The sequence below is a fragment of the Chryseobacterium ginsenosidimutans genome, from assembly GCF_024807225.1.
Classification (GTDB): domain Bacteria; phylum Bacteroidota; class Bacteroidia; order Flavobacteriales; family Weeksellaceae; genus Chryseobacterium; species Chryseobacterium ginsenosidimutans.
Window position 1 is genome coordinate 574,409 of record NZ_JANUCO010000001.1, and the last position, 17,184, is coordinate 591,592.

14 protein-coding genes and 1 pseudogene are annotated in these 17,184 nt (G+C 34.4%); 13 read left to right on the forward strand and 2 right to left on the reverse strand.

Annotation, left to right across the window (positions count from 1 at the left end):
- Positions 1 to 8 precede the first annotated feature (8 nt).
- From mreC to J3D55_RS02875, 7 genes are all read left to right on the forward strand, one after another.
- Positions 9 to 863 carry a rod shape-determining protein MreC gene (gene mreC / locus J3D55_RS02845; protein WP_259127811.1) on the forward strand — a complete coding sequence of 285 codons (855 nt, stop codon included), beginning with the start codon at positions 9 to 11 and terminating at the stop codon, positions 861 to 863.
- Positions 856 to 1,362, forward strand: coding sequence for a rod shape-determining protein MreD (locus J3D55_RS02850; protein WP_259127812.1), 507 nt, complete (start codon positions 856 to 858; stop codon positions 1,360 to 1,362). Before mreC ends, J3D55_RS02850 begins: the two co-directional genes overlap by 8 nt.
- Complete coding sequence (locus tag J3D55_RS02855) at positions 1,359 to 3,398, forward strand: peptidoglycan D,D-transpeptidase FtsI family protein (protein WP_259127814.1); 2,040 nt, start codon at positions 1,359 to 1,361, stop codon at positions 3,396 to 3,398. The genes J3D55_RS02850 and J3D55_RS02855 overlap by 4 nt, the downstream gene beginning before the upstream one ends.
- Positions 3,395 to 4,624, forward strand: coding sequence for a rod shape-determining protein RodA (gene rodA, locus J3D55_RS02860; protein WP_259127816.1), 1,230 nt, complete (start codon positions 3,395 to 3,397; stop codon positions 4,622 to 4,624). The genes J3D55_RS02855 and rodA overlap by 4 nt, the downstream gene beginning before the upstream one ends.
- Before the next feature lie 118 nt (positions 4,625 to 4,742).
- Complete coding sequence (locus J3D55_RS02865) at positions 4,743 to 5,324, forward strand: pentapeptide repeat-containing protein (protein WP_259127819.1); 582 nt, start codon at positions 4,743 to 4,745, stop codon at positions 5,322 to 5,324.
- 57 nt (positions 5,325 to 5,381) lie between these two features.
- Positions 5,382 to 5,705: an IS630 transposase-related protein gene (locus J3D55_RS02870; protein WP_259127766.1), complete on the forward strand. Its 324-nt coding sequence runs from the start codon at positions 5,382 to 5,384 to the stop codon at positions 5,703 to 5,705.
- Between the two features lie 73 nt (positions 5,706 to 5,778).
- Entirely contained in the window at positions 5,779 to 6,210 is a 432-nt protein-coding gene (locus J3D55_RS02875; protein ID WP_259135011.1) for a transposase, read from the forward strand.
- A 238-nt stretch (positions 6,211 to 6,448) separates the two neighbouring features.
- On the opposite strand, the gene J3D55_RS02880 is transcribed toward J3D55_RS02875, so the two are convergent.
- Together J3D55_RS02880 and J3D55_RS02885 are read right to left on the reverse strand one after the other, a co-directional pair.
- On the reverse strand, positions 6,449 to 7,162 hold the full coding sequence (locus J3D55_RS02880) for a C40 family peptidase (RefSeq protein ID WP_259127821.1): 714 nt from the start codon (positions 7,160 to 7,162) through the stop codon (positions 6,449 to 6,451).
- Between the two features lie 340 nt (positions 7,163 to 7,502).
- Positions 7,503 to 9,699: pseudogene (locus J3D55_RS02885) on the reverse strand (glutamine synthetase III family protein).
- A 455-nt stretch (positions 9,700 to 10,154) separates the two neighbouring features.
- Between J3D55_RS02885 and J3D55_RS02890 the strand changes: the two are divergent.
- From J3D55_RS02890 to J3D55_RS02915, 6 genes are all read left to right on the forward strand, one after another.
- Complete coding sequence (locus J3D55_RS02890; protein ID WP_259127823.1) at positions 10,155 to 10,454, forward strand: hypothetical protein; 300 nt, start codon at positions 10,155 to 10,157, stop codon at positions 10,452 to 10,454.
- Positions 10,455 to 10,544: 90 nt separating this feature from the next.
- The gene (locus tag J3D55_RS02895; protein ID WP_259127825.1) at positions 10,545 to 11,303 is read left to right on the forward strand and encodes an IS5 family transposase; all 759 of its coding nucleotides are present in this window, start codon (positions 10,545 to 10,547) and stop codon (positions 11,301 to 11,303) included.
- Positions 11,304 to 11,549: 246 nt separating this feature from the next.
- On the forward strand, positions 11,550 to 12,089 hold the full coding sequence (locus J3D55_RS02900; protein ID WP_259127828.1) for a TlpA family protein disulfide reductase: 540 nt from the start codon (positions 11,550 to 11,552) through the stop codon (positions 12,087 to 12,089).
- Between the two features lie 414 nt (positions 12,090 to 12,503).
- Positions 12,504 to 14,195: a DUF6909 family protein gene (locus J3D55_RS02905; RefSeq protein WP_259127829.1), complete on the forward strand. Its 1,692-nt coding sequence runs from the start codon at positions 12,504 to 12,506 to the stop codon at positions 14,193 to 14,195.
- Positions 14,196 to 14,399: 204 nt separating this feature from the next.
- Positions 14,400 to 14,864, forward strand: a complete 465-nt coding sequence (locus J3D55_RS02910) for a DUF1572 domain-containing protein (protein WP_259127832.1) — start codon at positions 14,400 to 14,402, stop codon at positions 14,862 to 14,864.
- A 234-nt stretch (positions 14,865 to 15,098) separates the two neighbouring features.
- Entirely contained in the window at positions 15,099 to 16,943 is a 1,845-nt protein-coding gene (locus J3D55_RS02915) for a M1 family metallopeptidase (protein ID WP_259127834.1), read from the forward strand.
- Positions 16,944 to 17,184 lie beyond the last annotated feature (241 nt).

Below are 17,184 nucleotides of genomic sequence, written 5' to 3' on the forward strand. Positions count from 1 at the left end.
ACATCTGAATGGGATTTTTGCTGAGATTATTTTCGAAGAACGCACTTTTTGTCTTCTTTATATTCCTGCAAATTGTTGCTCTGGTTTTGATATTCTCTAAGAATGCCATGCAGAAATCTTGGATCGCGGGTCAGTCGGCTACAGTGAATTCATGGGTTTCCGGGTATATTGATGAGGGAGTTTCGTACCTTAAGCTAAAGCAGATTAATGATGATCTTGTGACTCAAAACAAGGCGTTGATGATCGAGCTTTACGGTAAACAAGGGGCAGCGAATCCTAAATTCAGAAAAGTTCATGATACGTTGGGAGGCGGACAAATCTATACATTTGTAGATGGAGAGATCGTTTTCAACAGCATCAACAGAAGAAACAACTATTTCACCATAAACAGAGGGAGAAGAGATGGCGTATTTCCGCAGATGGGAGTTATGGCTCCGAAAGGTATTGCAGGAATCGTGATTAATTCTACCGATAGTTATGCATTGGTTCAGTCGGTTTTAAGTGTAAATACGATCAGAATTAATGCAGCTCTTAAAAACTCCGGATATTTCGGAACTTTAACTTGGGGTGGAGATAATTCTCGAGTAATGCACTTAGCAGATATTCCTAAATATGTTGCTTTGAAAATCGGTGATACCGTTGTTACAGACGGAAAGTCAGCGATTTTTCCTAAAGGTGTTCAAATAGGTACAATTGCGGGTTACTCCGTAGATAATAAAACAGGATTCTGGGATATTTCAGTAGAATTAAGTGAGAAAATGGGATCTTTGAACAAAGTTTTCGTTGTTAAAAATCTTAAAAAAGCTGAAGTTCAAAAGATTCAAGATACAATGCAAGCTGTAATAAAAAAGGAAAATGATTAGCAGGACTTTATTTACGGACATATTAATCATGATTTTCTTGGTTGCATTACAAATTTTTGTATTGAACAGGATTACTATTTTCGGAAAGTACACTCCGGTCTTGTATCCTGTATATGTCATGTTTTATCCTTTTTTCAGAAATAAATTTCAGTTTTTAGCTTTAAGTTTTTTGATAGGCTTATCGGTTGACGCGTTCCTCTATTCATGGGGAATCAATGCTTTTGCAACAACCCTTATTGCTTACTTCAGAACCTTAATTTTCAGGACTTCTACAGATACTTCTACAGACTTTTTCTCTTTTCAGTCCCTACAATGGGCGCAGTTTTTGCTGTTCTTATTCTCGAGTATCTTTTTACATCAGCTTTTAGTACAATATATAGAGTTCTTTAAGTTGAGTAGATTTTTTGAAATATTAGTTAATGTATCAGTAACTAGTGTAATTTCATTTATATTTATAGTTATTTACGCATTAATATTTAAAATCAAACAAAAAGTTTGAACACACGTTATTTAAAAATCTTTTCCGTTCTTGTAGTTATCGCTTTGATTTTCATAGCGAGGCTTTCTTATTTACAGCTGTTTACAGATCGTTATGCATTAAATGCTGCGAATACTTCTATTAAAATTGAATACGTTATTCCGCAAAGAGGAGTAATTTTCGACCGAAATGGGAAAATCATGGTAGGAAATCAGCCTGCTTATGAAATTTCTTTCACGCAAGCATTGATGAAGCCGGATTTTGATACGATGGCTTTCTGTAATTTAATGAAAATCTCTAAGGCAGATTTAATTAAAAGAATCAACATCATTAAGAAAGAAAAATATTATTCTAAACTGACTCCGATGACTTTTCTGAAAGATCTTAGCAGGGAAGATATTGCAAGAGTTCAGGAAATTATCTTTAAATATCCTGCATTTAGTATTGTTTCCAGACCTCAACGTCAGTATGAAGTTTCTACTTCTGGAAATCTTTTGGGATATACAAGTGAGGTTAATGAAAGAGAAATTAAAAAAGATTCCATTTATTATTTACCAGGAGATTTCATCGGTAAAACTGGGATTGAAAAAGCATATGAAAAAGAGCTTCGTGGCGTAAAAGGCATGAAGTATATTCAAAAAGATATTAAGCTCCGAAATGTAGGTTCGTATAAAAACGGATCTCTGGACAAAGATGTTATCACAGGAAAAGATATTACCTTAACGATTGATTATGATCTTCAGAGAATGGCTGAAGAAATGATGGTGAATAAACATGGTGCCATTGTAGCTCTAGATCCTAATAACGGAGAAGTTTTAGTGGCTGCAACAGGTCCGGATATCGACCCGAATCTTTTTACAGGTCCATACAAATCGAAAAATCTGTACGCTTTATCCAAAGACACACTTTACGAAAACAAACCTACTTTCGACCGTTCTTTACAGGCAGCTTATCCTCCCGGATCAACTTTTAAATTACTTACCGCTTTATCTGCAATGCAGATGGGCGTGATGGATGAAAATACTATTTTCCCTTGTGGTGGCGGATTTAATTACCGAGGATTGAGAATTAAAGGACACGGTGGCGCAGATCCGCTGATTCCTGCGATTCAGATTTCAAGCAACTGTTATTTTTCTTACGCCTATTTAGCAATCTTGAATAAGTATCCCGGAAATCCTTCAAAAGGAGTCGATGAATGGAAAGCGATCTTGAGCAGTTTCGGGGTAGGAGAATTTTTGAATAATGACTTTGCAGTGGGAGCGAGAGGTAGAATTCCGTCCGGAGAGTTTTATGAAAAAAGAATGAAGTCTATTCTTAAAGCAAGCGGTTCAAAGAAAGATTACAAAAACTGGGATCCTTTGGCTACCGGTGCCGTATTCAACGGAATGGGACAGGGAGATGTCATGGTGACTCCTCTTCAATTGGCAAATTATGTGGGAGCTATTGCAAATAAAGGATGGTATTACACGCCTCATATTGTAAAGGCTATCGACGGAAAACCCAATCCTGATAAAAGATTTAAAGTAAAACATAAAACATTAGTAGATCCTAAGCATTTCGGACCTGTATTGAAAGGTATGGAAGCCGTGGTATTAAGAGGTACAGCTCACAGTTTGAAGTCTAATGATTTTACCATGTTGGCAAAAACGGGTACAGCACAGGTTCCGCAAGGAAAAGATAACTCTATCTTCGTGTTGATCGCACCTGCAGACAAACCGAAAATTGTAGTGGTTGCTGTAATGGAGCACGCCGGATTCGGTGCAACTTGGGCAGGTCCCGCAGCTACAGTAATTGCTGAAAAATATATTACAGGGGATCTTAAACGTGAAAATCTGTACAAAAAAATGACGGGAGCGAGCTTCATGCCCGAATATAAGAGACAATGGATCGCAGACTTGAAACGTAAAGGTCTTTATAAAGATCCCGCATTAGATTCCGTAAGACAAAAAAGGATTCTGGACAGCTTGAATTTCATTAAAGAACAAAAAGCAAAATTGCAGAAACAGATCGATCTCGAAACGACAAATAATAAAACTACAAAACCTGTTAAGGAATGAAATGGGCAGAAGGAATAGATAAATTAGGTCTTGGACTCTATTTTTTGCTTTGCATTTTTGCCATCGCAAATATTTACAGTGTAGATCAAAAACTGGGAGAAAAACAATTGGTTTTCTTCTGTATTTCCTTGTTTGTCGGGCTTATTATTTTTGTTGGAAGAAGTAAGTTTTTCGAAAATATGTCGGGAATCATTTACATTGGCGGCGTTTTGCTTCTTATTGGTCTTTTTCCTTTTGGGAAAGAAATTTTGGGGCAAAAAAACTGGTATAAAGTCGGGAGTTTCACGATGCAGCCTGTAGAATTTGCAAAAATCGGGACAGCTTTAATGCTTTCCAATTACGTTTCCGGATCCGAATTTAATTTAAAAAATAAAAAATCACTTTATACAACATTGGCTATTGTAGGAATTCCTGCGGTGGTGGTTTTAGCCATTCCCGATGTGGGTTCGATGTTGGTTTTCATTGCATTTTTCATTGCTTTATATCGCGAAGGTTTAAATGGATTGCTGTTCGGAGTGGGATTCCTTTTTGCAGGGGTTTTCCTGATTTCTCTGGCTATAGATCCCATTTATGTTGCCGGCACGATTGTTTTGATTGTCGGAGGCTGGATTGCGCTAAACTACTATAAAATGTCTTGGAATGTCATTTCAATTTCAAGTATTGTAGGTTCTGTTGTCATGTTATGTGGATTGGCTTTCGGTTCACCTTATATTTTAGAAAAACTTCCAAAACACCAGAGAGAAAGAATTGAGGTTCTTTATAAAGGTGAAAAAGCATTCAGAGATACTTCCGGATACAATTTATTATATTCAAAAACGGCGATTGGCTCTGGCGGATTGTTGGGTAAAGGATATCGTGAAGGTTCCGTTACACAAGGGAAATTCGTTCCGGAGCAGGAAACCGATTATATTTTTTGTACGGTTGGCGAAGAGTGGGGATTCGCAGGAAGTGCTATTCTAATTCTTTGTTATATGGTTTTCATCGGAAGGATCTACTATCTCGCAGAACAACAGAAATCCGGCTTTAATCGTGTTTTCGGGTACTGTTTTGCCTCAATCCTTTTAATGCACTTTACCATCAATTTAGGCATGGTTATGGGGCTTTTCCCGACCGTTGGTATTCCGTTGCCATTCTTTAGTTATGGAGGGAGTTCGTTGCTTGCCTTTTCTATGATGACTTTTATTTTCTTTAAATTAAATTATTCTGATAAAAACAGCTTGGTGTAAGCGGGAAGTTTGAAGTTGGATGATGAAAGCTTACAAACATTCCGTTTATTTTTTTAGTTAAAAAATCTGCTCAATCAGCAAAATCAGCGAGAGAAAAATTATCAAATCATAAAATCTTATGAAAGAAGCCTATGTTTTAGATCAAAATTTTGAAAATAAAGATTTCGTACAATCTCCATTAGAAAAAGGTGAGTATGAAAACTGTACTTTTAAGAATTGCAATTTTGAATATGCTGATCTTTCTTTTTTTAATTTTAACGATTGTGAATTCATCGGATGCAATCTAAGCATGGCGAAGCTTCTTTCAACGGCTTTCCGTGATGTGATTTTTAAAGGATGTAAAATGTTTGGGCTTCATTTTAATGACTGTAATGAGTTTGGAGTTTCTTTCAGATTTGAAGAATGCTTATTAAACAATTCTATTTTTTATAAAACTAAAATTAAAAAGACTTCATTTAAAAATTCAAAATTAATTGAAGTTGATTTTGCAGAAAGCGATTTATCAAATGCAATATTCGCAGGTTGCGATCTTTCAGGAGCTATTTTCGATAACACAAATCTTGAAAAAACGGATTTTAGAACTGCATTCAATTATTCAATTAATTCTTCTTTAAACAAGCTTAAAAAGGCAAAATTTTCACTCTCCGAAATCCATGGTCTTCTTCGTCATATAGATATTGAAATCGATAAAAATTCTTGACTTTAGAAGTTATAGTTAAATCATTATAATTTGTCATAATATTTTATATCTTTGAGCATGTGCTATTCAATAGATTTTCGCAAGCAATTATTTAAGATTAAAGATCAAGACAATCTTACTTATCAAGAAGCCAGTGAACGATTTGGCGTTCCAATAAGAACACTTTTCAGATGGAATAATTGTATAGAGCCCAAAATAAAACGCAACAAACCATCAACAAAAGTTGATGTCGAAGCTTTACGACAAGATGTTGTAGAAAACCCTGACCATTACCAATATGAACGAGCCAAGAAATTTGGAGTAGGTCAAAGCACGATATTCTATGCTTTAAAGCGTTTGGGAATAAGTAATAAAAAAAACGCTATTCCATCCAAAAACTGATCAACTCTCTAGGCTTATCTTTCAATTAAAATTATTCCGATACGAGTTTATAGAAAAACGATCTATTATTTATCTGGATGAAAGTGGCTTTGCATTAGATATGCCAAGAGAAAATGGTTACAGTCAAAAAGGAGAAAAATGTTATGCAAGTAAAGATTGGCATGCCAGAGGAAGGGTAAATGCTATCGGAGCAATAACGGACTTCAAACTATTCAATGTTTGCTTATTCAATTGTAATATAGATGCTGATGTATTCTTCGCCTGGCTTACGCAAGAATTGTTACCTTCTATTGCTCCTAATTCAGTTATTGTGCTGGATAATGCTACTTTTCACAAAAGAGAAGATGCTCTATTGAAGGTTCAAGAACAAAGTCATATTTTGCTATTTCTTCCGCCTTACAGTCCAGACCTAAATCCAATTGAAAAAAAGTGGGCACAAGCAAAAAGCATAAGAAGAAAATTCGGATATACACCAGGAGAGCTTTTTATTTACGCAGATTTGTGACATTTTATTCTGATTTAACTATAGATGCTAGAAATTAGTATTAAAGACGTAAAATTCATTTTCTGTAAGTCAGATTTCAATCTTAATTTTATTCTGAGCCACGAAGTGGCGATGTAATTCAGGATAGGATGAAGTCCTATCAAACAAAAAACATTCAATTCAAGTTACAAAACCTCATCCCAATAAAAAAACCATCAAAAATTTTGATGGTTTCATTATTTAATTCAATTATTTAATCTTAAAAACTTGCCTCGTTTGTTGCAGGAGTTGTTGCAGCAAGATTGTTGGGAGCTTCTCCGTTTTCGTTGATGATTCTTTTTCCGAACCTGTATTTAGGTCCCCAATAAGAGTCATTAAGCGAAGAAATCATTACTCCTTTTGATGTAGCTGCGTGGATGAATTTCACTTCACCGTCTTCAGTTACTTCTTCTACGATTCCTACGTGAGAAATTCTACGACCGTGAGAGAAAAAGATCAAATCTCCTTTCTGAAGGTTTTCTTTTTCAATTTTTTCTCCTTCCTGAGACTGAGAAGCTGCTACTCTTGGTAAGCTAAGACCTGCTGCTGCACCGAAAACTGAAAGAACAAAAGCTGAACAGTCGATACCGTTTCTTGTCATTCCTCCGTATCTGTAAGGAGTTCCAAGGTAGGTTTCTGCCTCAGTTAAGATACCGTCGATCGTTTTATTGTGTCTGATTGATTTTGCAATATCAGAATTCTTAATTGTATTTTTTGCATTTACTAAAGTAGCTGCCTTTTCAGCAAGAAATGAATTGATCAATTTCTGCTTATCCTGCTCCATTTTGTTAGGTTCAAGTGAAGCTAGTTTGGCATCTGTTTTGTATTCTTTAGCGTAAGTTGCTGGTTTTGAAACTACGTAATTTGTAACACACGATTGTAACGATACAGTAGAAACTAAGGCAACTAGGTAAAACAAAACTCTTTTCTTCATATATATTTGATTATCGTGTTAGATAAATTGGGATAGTATTTTTCAAAAGCATTACAAAAATATGTATTCCCATTAAAAGAGCCCCGATATGATAATTGTCAGGTTCTTTATTTAACACATTTTAACATATTGTTTAAGTATGTTAAAGAAAAACAAACCGTAGCCGCCCGTTTTAGGTGAGTCTGCGGTTTTTTTTATTAAGATTCTTTAACATAATAATTGATATTTCCTCTATTAATCATAGCTCGAGTTTTAAAACTCTAATTCTCAGGACTGTTAACAAATCAAAAACTCCCCGAAAAAATCGAGGAGTTTCACTAATATGGAACTTTACAAAATGTTATTTTGTAAATAACATTTCTCTGTATTTCGTCAATGGCCAAAGTTCATCATCAACCATCATTTCCAGGTCATCAGAAGCTTCTCTGATGGCGTCAAATAATGGGATTACCTTGGTGCAGTAGTCTTCTGCCTGCTTTTGACTTTCTGATACCGCTTTTGCAGCTTCTCTTGCTATGATAAGATCTTCTACACCTAATTTGATCTTAGAAACGTTTTCAGAAATATGGCTAATTAAGCTCATTTGCTCTTTTGCCAATTTTTTGAATTCTTTATCGTCAAAAATTTCTTTAAGACCTTTTACGTTTTCGATCAGTCTGTTTTGATATTTTAAAGCAGAAGGAATAATGTGGTTTCTTGCGATATCACTTAAAACTCTTGCTTCAATATCAATTACGGTAGAATATTTTTCTAATTTAATTTCGTTTCTTGCCTCAACTTCTCTGTGATTGAAGATTCCCATTTCTTCGTAAAGATCAAGGAACTTCTGATTCATTTCCTGGTTAAGCGCTTCAGGAGTGGTTTTCCAGTTATTCAAACCTCTTTTTTCAGCTTCTACAGCCCAGTCATCAGAATATCCGTCTCCTTCAAACATGATGTTTTTACACTGCTTAATGTATTCTCTCAATACATTGAAGATCGCTTCGTCTTTCTTAAGACCGGTTTCAATTAAAGCGTCAACTTCTTTTTTGAAATCACCCAATTGTTTTGCTGCAATCGTATTCATTACCGTCATAGATTCTGCACAGTTTGCAGAAGAAACCTACCGCTCTGATCTCAAATTTATTTCCTGTAAATGCAAACGGAGAAGTTCTGTTTCTGTCAGTATTATCCAACAAAATTTCAGGGATTTTTCCAACTACATTTAATTTTAAGTCTGTTTTTTCGTCCGGTGAAAGTTTTCCTTCCGTTACTTTTTCAAGCTCTTCCAATACTCTGAACAATTGACTTCCGATAAATACAGAAATAATTGCAGGTGGAGCTTCATTCGCACCCAATCTGTGGTCATTACTTGCAGAAGCGATACTTGCTCTTAAAAGATCAGCGTATTCGTGAACTGCTTTAATGGTATTAACGAAGAACGTTAAGAATTGTAAGTTTTTCTTAGGATTTTTTCCTGGGCTTAATAGGTTTTCACCTGTATCAGTTGCTAAAGACCAGTTGTTGTGCTTTCCGCTTCCGTTTACTCCTGCGAATGGTTTTTCGTGGAATAAAATATGGAAATGGTGTCTGTGAGCAATTCTCGCCATAACGTCCATCAACAAAGAGTTGTGGTCTACCGCAACGTTTACTTCTTCAAACATTGGAGCAAGCTCAAATTGGTTTGGAGCAACCTCGTTGTGTCTTGTTGTTACAGGAATTCCCAATTTCATACATTCGATTTCCAGCTCTTTCATGAAGTTCATTACTCTTGTAGGAATCGAACCGAAATAATGGTCATCCAATTGTTGTCCTTTTGCAGGAGAATGTCCTAATAAAGTTTTACCTGTTAAAACTAAATCCGGACGAGATTGATACAATGCTGAATCAACCAGGAAATATTCTTGCTCCCACCCTAAAGTTGGAGTTACTTTCGTTACATTTTTGTCAAAATACTGCATTACGTTTGTTGCAGCTTCATCTACAGCGTTCAAAGCTCTTAAAAGAGGTGCTTTATAATCTAAAGTTTCTCCTGTATAAGAGATGAAAATTGAAGGAATACAAAGAGTAGTTCCCATAATAAATGCCGGAGAAGTAGGATCCCAAGCCGTGTAACCTCTCGCTTCGAAAGTGTTTCTGATACCACCGTTCGGGAAAGAAGATGCATCCGGTTCCTGCTGAATCAATAAGTTTCCGCTGAATCTTTCGATCGCTCTACCTCCTTCAATTGGAGTAAAGAAAGAATCGTGCTTTTCTGCAGTACTTCCTGTCAAAGGCTGAAACCAGTGAGTGTAGTGAGTTACTCCTTTGCTCATTGCCCAGTCTTTCATTGCTACAGCTACCTGATCTGCAATGTGTCTCTGGATTTTAGTTCCTTTTTTCATCGCATCCAAAATAGATTGGAATGCTTCTTTCGTTAAATATTCTCTCATTGTTTCCTCAGAGAAAACATTTTGACAGAATAATTCTGATAATTTTACAGGAACTTCAACCGAGTTATCTCTTCTAAAGTCCTTGAATGGTAAAGTTTCTAACGCTTTGAATCTTAAAGTTGACATATTAGGTTTAATTTTACGGGGCAAATTTACGAAAAAAATGAATTGAAAATATTTTTACCCTAAAAATTTAAGGGGTAATTTTAATTTTAACTAAATTTTAAACAATGATTTGAGTTTTGAGAGGGGTAAAGCCAATTTGAAGTTTAGAATTGAAGATTTCGTGTTTTAAAACTTCTTAGAATTTTTGATACCTATTATAGAGTACAATTTACGAATTTAAATGTTATGTTAAATGGTTTATTAAAAGATACTTAAAATAAGTCGATCGGGGATTTTATATATTTGTGTGAAATTTATTTTATGACAAATTTTAGAGCAAGAGAAATAACGGAAGCAATTGAAAGATTGTATATTTTTGTGGAAGAGCCGATTCAAATTGCGCGAGACAATAATAAATAATTCCATCACAAAAAGCAAAGAACACTTTTTTGAAAGTGTTCTTTTAAATATTTTATATGAAAAAAATAATCGTATTCTTATTTTTTACCTTTTTTTTGTGTTCCGCACAAAAAAAAATTACAATCAAAGGCTATTTTGACGAACGTTTAAACGGTAATATCATGCTTCTTCGTGCTTATGATGATAAATACCAGGATTCTCAAATAAAAGATTCTGCAGAAATAAAAAATGGTGTTTACGAAATTAAAAACTTTGAAATTAATCATCCGGGATTGTACAAGGTTTTTATCACTTGGGGAATCAATCACCGGGAAAAAATAGAAAGCATTTATTTGGATGCAATCAATAAGACTTAGAGCCTGTTTAAAAAATTAATAAAAAAAAAGAGTAAGGGTAAGAAGTTGAATAAAAATTGTCATTTTAGAGTTGCAAAACAAAAAACTTCAATGTATCCAACAGACTTAACCCAAACTCAGTGGCAATTTATAAAAAAAGCATTAGATTTTGATGACAGAAAACGAAAATATGATTTGATTATCATTTGGAATGCTATTAATTATTTGGTAAAAACAGGCTGCCAATGGAGACTTTTGCCTCATGATTTTCCAAAATGGCAATTGGTTTATTACTATTATTCAAAATGGTCAAATCTGGAGATTTTCGATTTATTATTATCAAAATTAAGAGAGAAAGTACGTCGGGATAGAGGCCAGAAATCGCAGGCAAGTTTAGGAATTATGGACAGCCAGAGTGTTCGTTGGGGAAATAACCGTTCACTCAATGGCTTTGACGGAGCCAAAAAAGTAAAAGGAATCAAAAGACACGTCGTGGTAGATAAAAACGGGTTTTTGTTAGCCGTAATGGTAAGTGTAGCCAATATTCATGACAGTAAAGCGGCATTATTGCTGATGAAAACATTGCGATATTTACTAATTCCGCTTCAGGTAATCTTAGCGGACGGAGGTTACAGAGGGGGTATTATTGAGGAAATAAAAACTAAATTAGGCTATATCATTCAAATCGTTATGCGGAGTGACAAAAAAGAAAAAGGATTTGAGCCACTCCATAAAAGATGGATTGTTGAACGTACTTTTTCATGGTTTGATAATGATAGAAGGCTATGCAGAAATTATGAACTCCTAATGGAAACTTCCGAAAATATGGTCAAATTATCCGCTATAAAATTATTACTTAATAAAATTTAAACAGGCTCTTATTATTATGACAATGAAAAGAATATAAAAAAAGTTACGGGGATATCGAAAGACCAAAAAGAATATAATGATTTTTTTGCTGAGGTTTCTGAAGATGAAAAAGCATTATTTAAAACTAAAACCAATGGTGTCGATGATTTTATGAAATTAAACTTGCCAATACTGCAAAAGGAAGATACATTATTGCTTAAATTTACTAAAAAACATCCAAATTCTTATTATGCACTTTGGCAATTGGTGAAAAAACAAAAAAATGATGGGTACAAAATAATTAATGAAAATGCATTTGATAATTTATCACCAAAAATCAGAAAATCAAAATTAGGATTACAATTTTCAAAAGATATTACCGCTGCAAAACAACTCTTAGTTGGTAATGTATTCCCTACAGAACAATTCAATAATCCTTCAAAAATAATCCTTGGGGAAAAGTACACGTTAGTAGATTTTTGGTTTTCTTATTGTGGTCCTTGTATAGCACAGATACCAAAGTATTTGGAAATTAATAAAAAATATAGTGGTAAAGATTTTCAAATTGTACAAATTTCTACGGATGTTACAAAAAATGTAGATAACTGGAAAAGAATTGTAAAAAAATATGATTTGCCTTGGCAAAGCCTCTTAGATGAAAATGCGAAAATTTCTACAGCTTTCAACATCAATGTTTTTCCAACCAACTTTCTGTTAGATTCTCAGGGGAAAATTTTAAAGCGTGATATTTCTCAGGATGATTTAGAAATTTTTTTAGGAGCAAATATTAAAAAAGTAAATAATTAATTTTGAAAATTACTGGGTTTTCTAAAATTAGACATACAAGAATTTATTTTCCATACCAATCTCTCTTAAAGTTGCTCATTTAATTTTATAGTTAATGAGACAAAACTATAGTTCAGCAATGTAAAAAGTTAGTGTGTTAAATTATTATTGCAAGATTTTAAAGAGGTCTCTGTTTCTTTAATAAGATTTAAAAAATAAATTTAGCTATATATAAAGTGAGATGAAATTCTCCTAATATGAAGAAAACTTATTCTCAATTTCTTTCTGAATAGAAGGGTAAATCTTAACTTTAAAAACCTTTTTAATTAACAATTAAGATTCTGTATTGAATGTTTAATTAGTTGATTTTTAATACGTTAAATTATTAAAAATAAATTACGTAACTTAGCAGACTTTTTATAAAAATTTTAATATATGACAAATTCTAGAGCAAGAGAAACTACCGAGGCAATTGAAAGACTATACATATCTATGAGACACCTGTTTTATAGAGGTTTTTTCAAGCCGAGCGGAGTTTCTGGAGAAAGCATTAGAAGTTTGTTGAAGACGATCAATCCGGAGATTTATGGAACGATGAATATTCCTAATAAACTGGAATTGGATGGTTTGATGTATGTTTTAGACAGACTTCCTGAGGGAATTGAAGAATGCGCTTTCATTCATCTTACATCAGACGAAGGTTTTGATAAAGGAAGCTTCGAGCCGATCGTTCCTAAAAAGAGAAGAAGAAACTGCTACAGAATAGACGAACACCAGATGAATATCGAGGTTCTTTTGGGGCGTTCTGAAATCTATGACATTCTTACTCACCTTACCTTTTTATTTATAGAAGCAGATAAAGTTAGAAATTTAGCTTTCATTCAAGATGAAAACTGGAAGCCGACCCGTGCTTTTAAAATCATTGAAGAAGTGGTAAAAGGCGAAAAGAAATTCAGCAGAAAAGAAAAAGAAGTTGCTTTGATTCATTTGTCTTCTTTAATAGGAAGAACTTTTGAAGAAACATTGAACGCTTACAATACTTTCGGAGATGACAATAATCCTGATCGTTTATTTAAAATCATCTACAACTTAGGAAAAATAAGTCTTGAGGATGCAAAACAGACGAGAGAAAGAGAAATTCATTTCAGTGCAATATTAAAGGAAAGAGTAGGTCATCACTATTTCGGTGAAAAATGGGCGAATAAAGTGAAAGAAGTTTTATTTGAAAACGACCTTCACATGAGACCGTTGCATATTATTTCTGCGAACATGCACTCCGTGAAAAATATGCTGTATGCGAATGATGCTTTAAAGAAAAAAGATCCAAAAGAAGTAGATTACAAATTATACGGAGATATTTCCGATAAAAAAGAACTTCGCGACAAGGTTTCAAAATACGCCTTAGAAGAAGGAATGATCTATATTAATGATAAGAGCGGAAGTAATATCGATGTTCAGATCATTGATTTAAGCAAAACAAATCTTAAAAACACACCTTTCGGTCATACAAAATATGGCGGAGACGATGTAATCATGGTTTTCGATTACGCTTTTGGTGAACAGGCTTATGAAGTAATGGATGAATTATTGAGACCTTTCGAACAAAAAGGAGAGGTGTATATGATGAAAGTAAAATCTGTTTCTATCATGGGTAAAGCAGGAATTCTTTCCGGCGGAAAAGGAGATATTATGATTCCGACTTCTCATATCTTTGAAGGAACGGCAGATAATTATCCGTTTGAAAATGCTTTGAAACTGGATGATTTTGTAGATGATGAATTAAAAGCTTTCGAAGGACCCATGATTACGGTATTGGGAACTTCGCTTCAAAACAGAGATATTCTTCAATATTTCATGAATACTTCATGGAAAGCAATCGGACTTGAAATGGAAGGCGCACATTACCAAAAAGCAATTCAGGTGGCTTCTAAAATCAGACATCATATTGCCCCGGATTTATTCGTTTGCTATGCATATTATGCTTCGGATAATCCATTGGAAACAGGAAGTACACTTTCTTCAGGAGGGTTGGGTCTTACAGGGGTAAAACCAACGTATCTGATTACCTTAAGAATCCTTGAAAAGATTTTACTAAGCGGAAAGAAAGAGATTTCTCCTAAAAAATAATTTTTAATTTCGATTAAGAATCAATCTAATCCTTCAAGGTTTCAAAGACTTTGAAGGATTTTTATTTCTAATAGGTTTCTCGAAAATGATGAAAAATACGCACAATCATCTGTGAAAATCTGTGCAATCTGTGGGAAAAACACAAAAAATAGCGATACCAAAAAACAAAATTAATTATCTTTAGAAACCACAAAAATTAAAATAATGAGTTCAACCTCACAATTAGCAAAAAGATTCAGGGAAGTACTGCTTAACGGACTTTGGATTGCCAATACGAACTTTAAAGATCAGCTTCAAGACGTTACTTGGGAACAGGCGACGACAAAAATCGGTTCTTTAAATACGATTGCAATGCTTACTTTTCATATTGATTATTATATCGCAGGTTTGGTGAATGTTTTTGAAGGCGGTGATTTGGAAATCAGAGATAAATACAGCTTCGATCTTCCGACAATTGAATCTCAAGCGCAATGGGAAGAGCTTTTAAATAAACTTTGGAATGATGCTGAAAAATTCGCAATCTTATTAGAAGAAATGCCTGATTCTAAAATGAATGAAGTTTTTGTTGATGAAAAATACGGAACTTATCTTAGAAATATCGACGGAATGATTGAACATTGTTATTATCATTTGGGACAGATTACTTTGATTAAAAAATTGTTGGATTAAACACAAATAAGCACTAATGTTTTCACAAATAGCACGAACTTATTTGTGTTTAAAATTGTGCATTTATTTGTGATATTCGGGTTAAAAAAATCCGCGTTATCTGCAAAATCCGCAAGATAAAATTTAACAATCAAAATAAAATCAATCTAAAACAACAACAAACAAAACCTCATCAAAACTCCACATTTGAGGCTTTTATTTTAATTACTTATCTTTAAAAAAATAAAATTTTAAATGAAAAAATCGGTTGCAATCCTATTTGCATTTATCATTTCTCAATTTCAGGCACAGCAAGGCGCTTATTATCAGCAAGGTGCGAAGTATAAGATGGATATTGATGTGAATGCAGAAAAATTTACGTACACAGGAAATCAGACTTTAGAATACACCAACAACTCACCCGACGAACTGAACGTTGTCTATTTTCATCTGTATTGGAATGCTTTTAAGCCTAATTCCATGATGGATCAACGAGTTGCAGGTCAGGGAAAAAATGGCGATTCAAGATTGCAGAAAGACGGGATTTCAAGATTAGCTTCGATTCCGAAAGAGGAAGAAGGGGCACAAAATATTCACTGGATCAAACAGAATGGAAAGACTTTAAAGTTTGAAGTTCAGGAAACCGTGATGAAAGTCTATCTGGCTGAACCGATTAAACCAAATTCTACCACAACTTTCACGATGGATTGGGATGCGGTAATTCCTCAGCAAATCAGAAGAAGCGGGAGAAACAATAGGGAAGGCGTTGATATGACCATGACACAATGGTACCCGAAAATTGCGGAATACGATTACGACGGTTGGGCAACTTTCGACTATATCGGAAGAGAGTTTCATGCGCCGTTTTCAGACTTTGAAGTTAATATTAAAATTAACAAAGATTATGTAATCGGAGCAGGAGGAATTCTTGAAAATCCTTCCGGTGTTAAAGGATATCAGGAAAAATCTTTATTAACAGTTGATAAAAATAATAAAGTTATCTGGAAATGGACGGCAAAAAATATGTTGGATTTTGCTTGGGCAGCCGACAGAGATTATGTTGTAAAGAGTTTCGATGTTCCGGAAGGTCCGAAAGTTTTCTTGGTGTATCAGAATAATGATAAAACCAAAGTTTGGGAACAAGCTCAGCCTTATCTTACAAAATATTATCAGTTGATGAATGCTCATTTCGGGAAGTATGTTTATCCGACATACGCTTTTATCCAAGGTGGTGATGGCGGAATGGAATACGGAATGTGTACCATGATTTTAGGAGAGGCTAAAAATATTGAAGGTTTAATGGGATTAATGGCTCATGAAGGCGCTCACTCTTGGTATCAGCAAATGTTGGCGACGAACGAATCGATGCGTCCATGGATGGATGAAGGCTTCACAAGTTATGCCGAAGGTTATGTAATGAATCAGATTTTTCCTCCAAAACAGGAGCTTCCGAATCCGTTTGCGAATTCGGTAAATGCCTATAGAAATTTCGTTAAAAAAGGCATTGAAGAACCTGCAATCTGGTTGGGCGATCACCACGACAATGGGACTTCTTACACCTATGCTTCTTATGTGAAAGGTGAATTGTATTTAGTGGAATTAGGTTACATCATGGGAGAGCAGAATTTAGCGGAAACATTGAAGCAATATTATGATCAATGGGCTATGAAACATCCTTCTGACAGAGATTTCCTGCATATTGCCCAGAAAGTTTCGGGGATGGATCTTAAATGGTTCCAGAATTATTGGATCAACACTACAAAAACCATCGATTACGCCATAAAAGATGTGAAGTACGATGCAAAATCCACAACAATCACTTTGGTAAATAACGGACAGGTTCCGATGCCGATTGATTTCAGTGTGATTACAAAGGATAAAAAAATGGTGACCTATCAAATTCCGATGAATATGACGCATACCTGGAAAGAAAAAGATGCGTATGGTGATTTCAAAACAATGCCTTACTGGCCTTGGACGCAGAAAGAATATACCATAACAGTTCCTTATAAAAAAGACCAGTTGTCTGCTTTAGGAATTGATTTCAGCCAAAGAATGGCGGATGTAAATTTGGAAGATAATGTTGTTGAAGTGAAATAATTAACTTTAGATAAATAAATGATCCCCGAAGATAATTCTTTGGGGATCATTTATTGTAAATTAAATTGCATTTGGTTGCGCGCAATGTTGTTTGGAACAAAAGTATATTGCATTTGGTTTAAAACAATAATGATTTAGACTTCCGTAAATTGTATTTTATTACAAACAATATTGTTTTACTCTAATGTAGTTTGCATTTTGTTTAAAACAACCTTGTTTATAACCTTCGGAGAAAGTATTT

Bases quoted from the DNA above. Each gene is read 5' to 3' on its own strand.
- J3D55_RS02870 (WP_259127766.1), top strand. From the start codon at position 5,382: ATGTGCTATTCAATAGATTTTCGCAAGCAATTATTTAAGATTAAAGAT.
- J3D55_RS02890 (WP_259127823.1), top strand. From the start codon at position 10,155: ATGAAAAAAATAATCGTATTCTTATTTTTTACCTTTTTTTTGTGTTCC.
- J3D55_RS02910 (WP_259127832.1), top strand. From the start codon at position 14,400: ATGAGTTCAACCTCACAATTAGCAAAAAGATTCAGGGAAGTACTGCTT.
- J3D55_RS02905 (WP_259127829.1), top strand. From the start codon at position 12,504: ATGACAAATTCTAGAGCAAGAGAAACTACCGAGGCAATTGAAAGACTA.
- J3D55_RS02915 (WP_259127834.1), top strand. From the start codon at position 15,099: ATGAAAAAATCGGTTGCAATCCTATTTGCATTTATCATTTCTCAATTT.
- J3D55_RS02850 (WP_259127812.1), top strand. From the start codon at position 856: ATGATTAGCAGGACTTTATTTACGGACATATTAATCATGATTTTCTTG.
- J3D55_RS02880 (WP_259127821.1), bottom strand. From the start codon at position 7,162: ATGAAGAAAAGAGTTTTGTTTTACCTAGTTGCCTTAGTTTCTACTGTA.
- J3D55_RS02895 (WP_259127825.1), top strand. From the start codon at position 10,545: ATGTATCCAACAGACTTAACCCAAACTCAGTGGCAATTTATAAAAAAA.
- J3D55_RS02865 (WP_259127819.1), top strand. From the start codon at position 4,743: ATGAAAGAAGCCTATGTTTTAGATCAAAATTTTGAAAATAAAGATTTC.
- mreC (WP_259127811.1), top strand. From the start codon at position 9: ATGGGATTTTTGCTGAGATTATTTTCGAAGAACGCACTTTTTGTCTTC.
- rodA (WP_259127816.1), top strand. From the start codon at position 3,395: ATGAAATGGGCAGAAGGAATAGATAAATTAGGTCTTGGACTCTATTTT.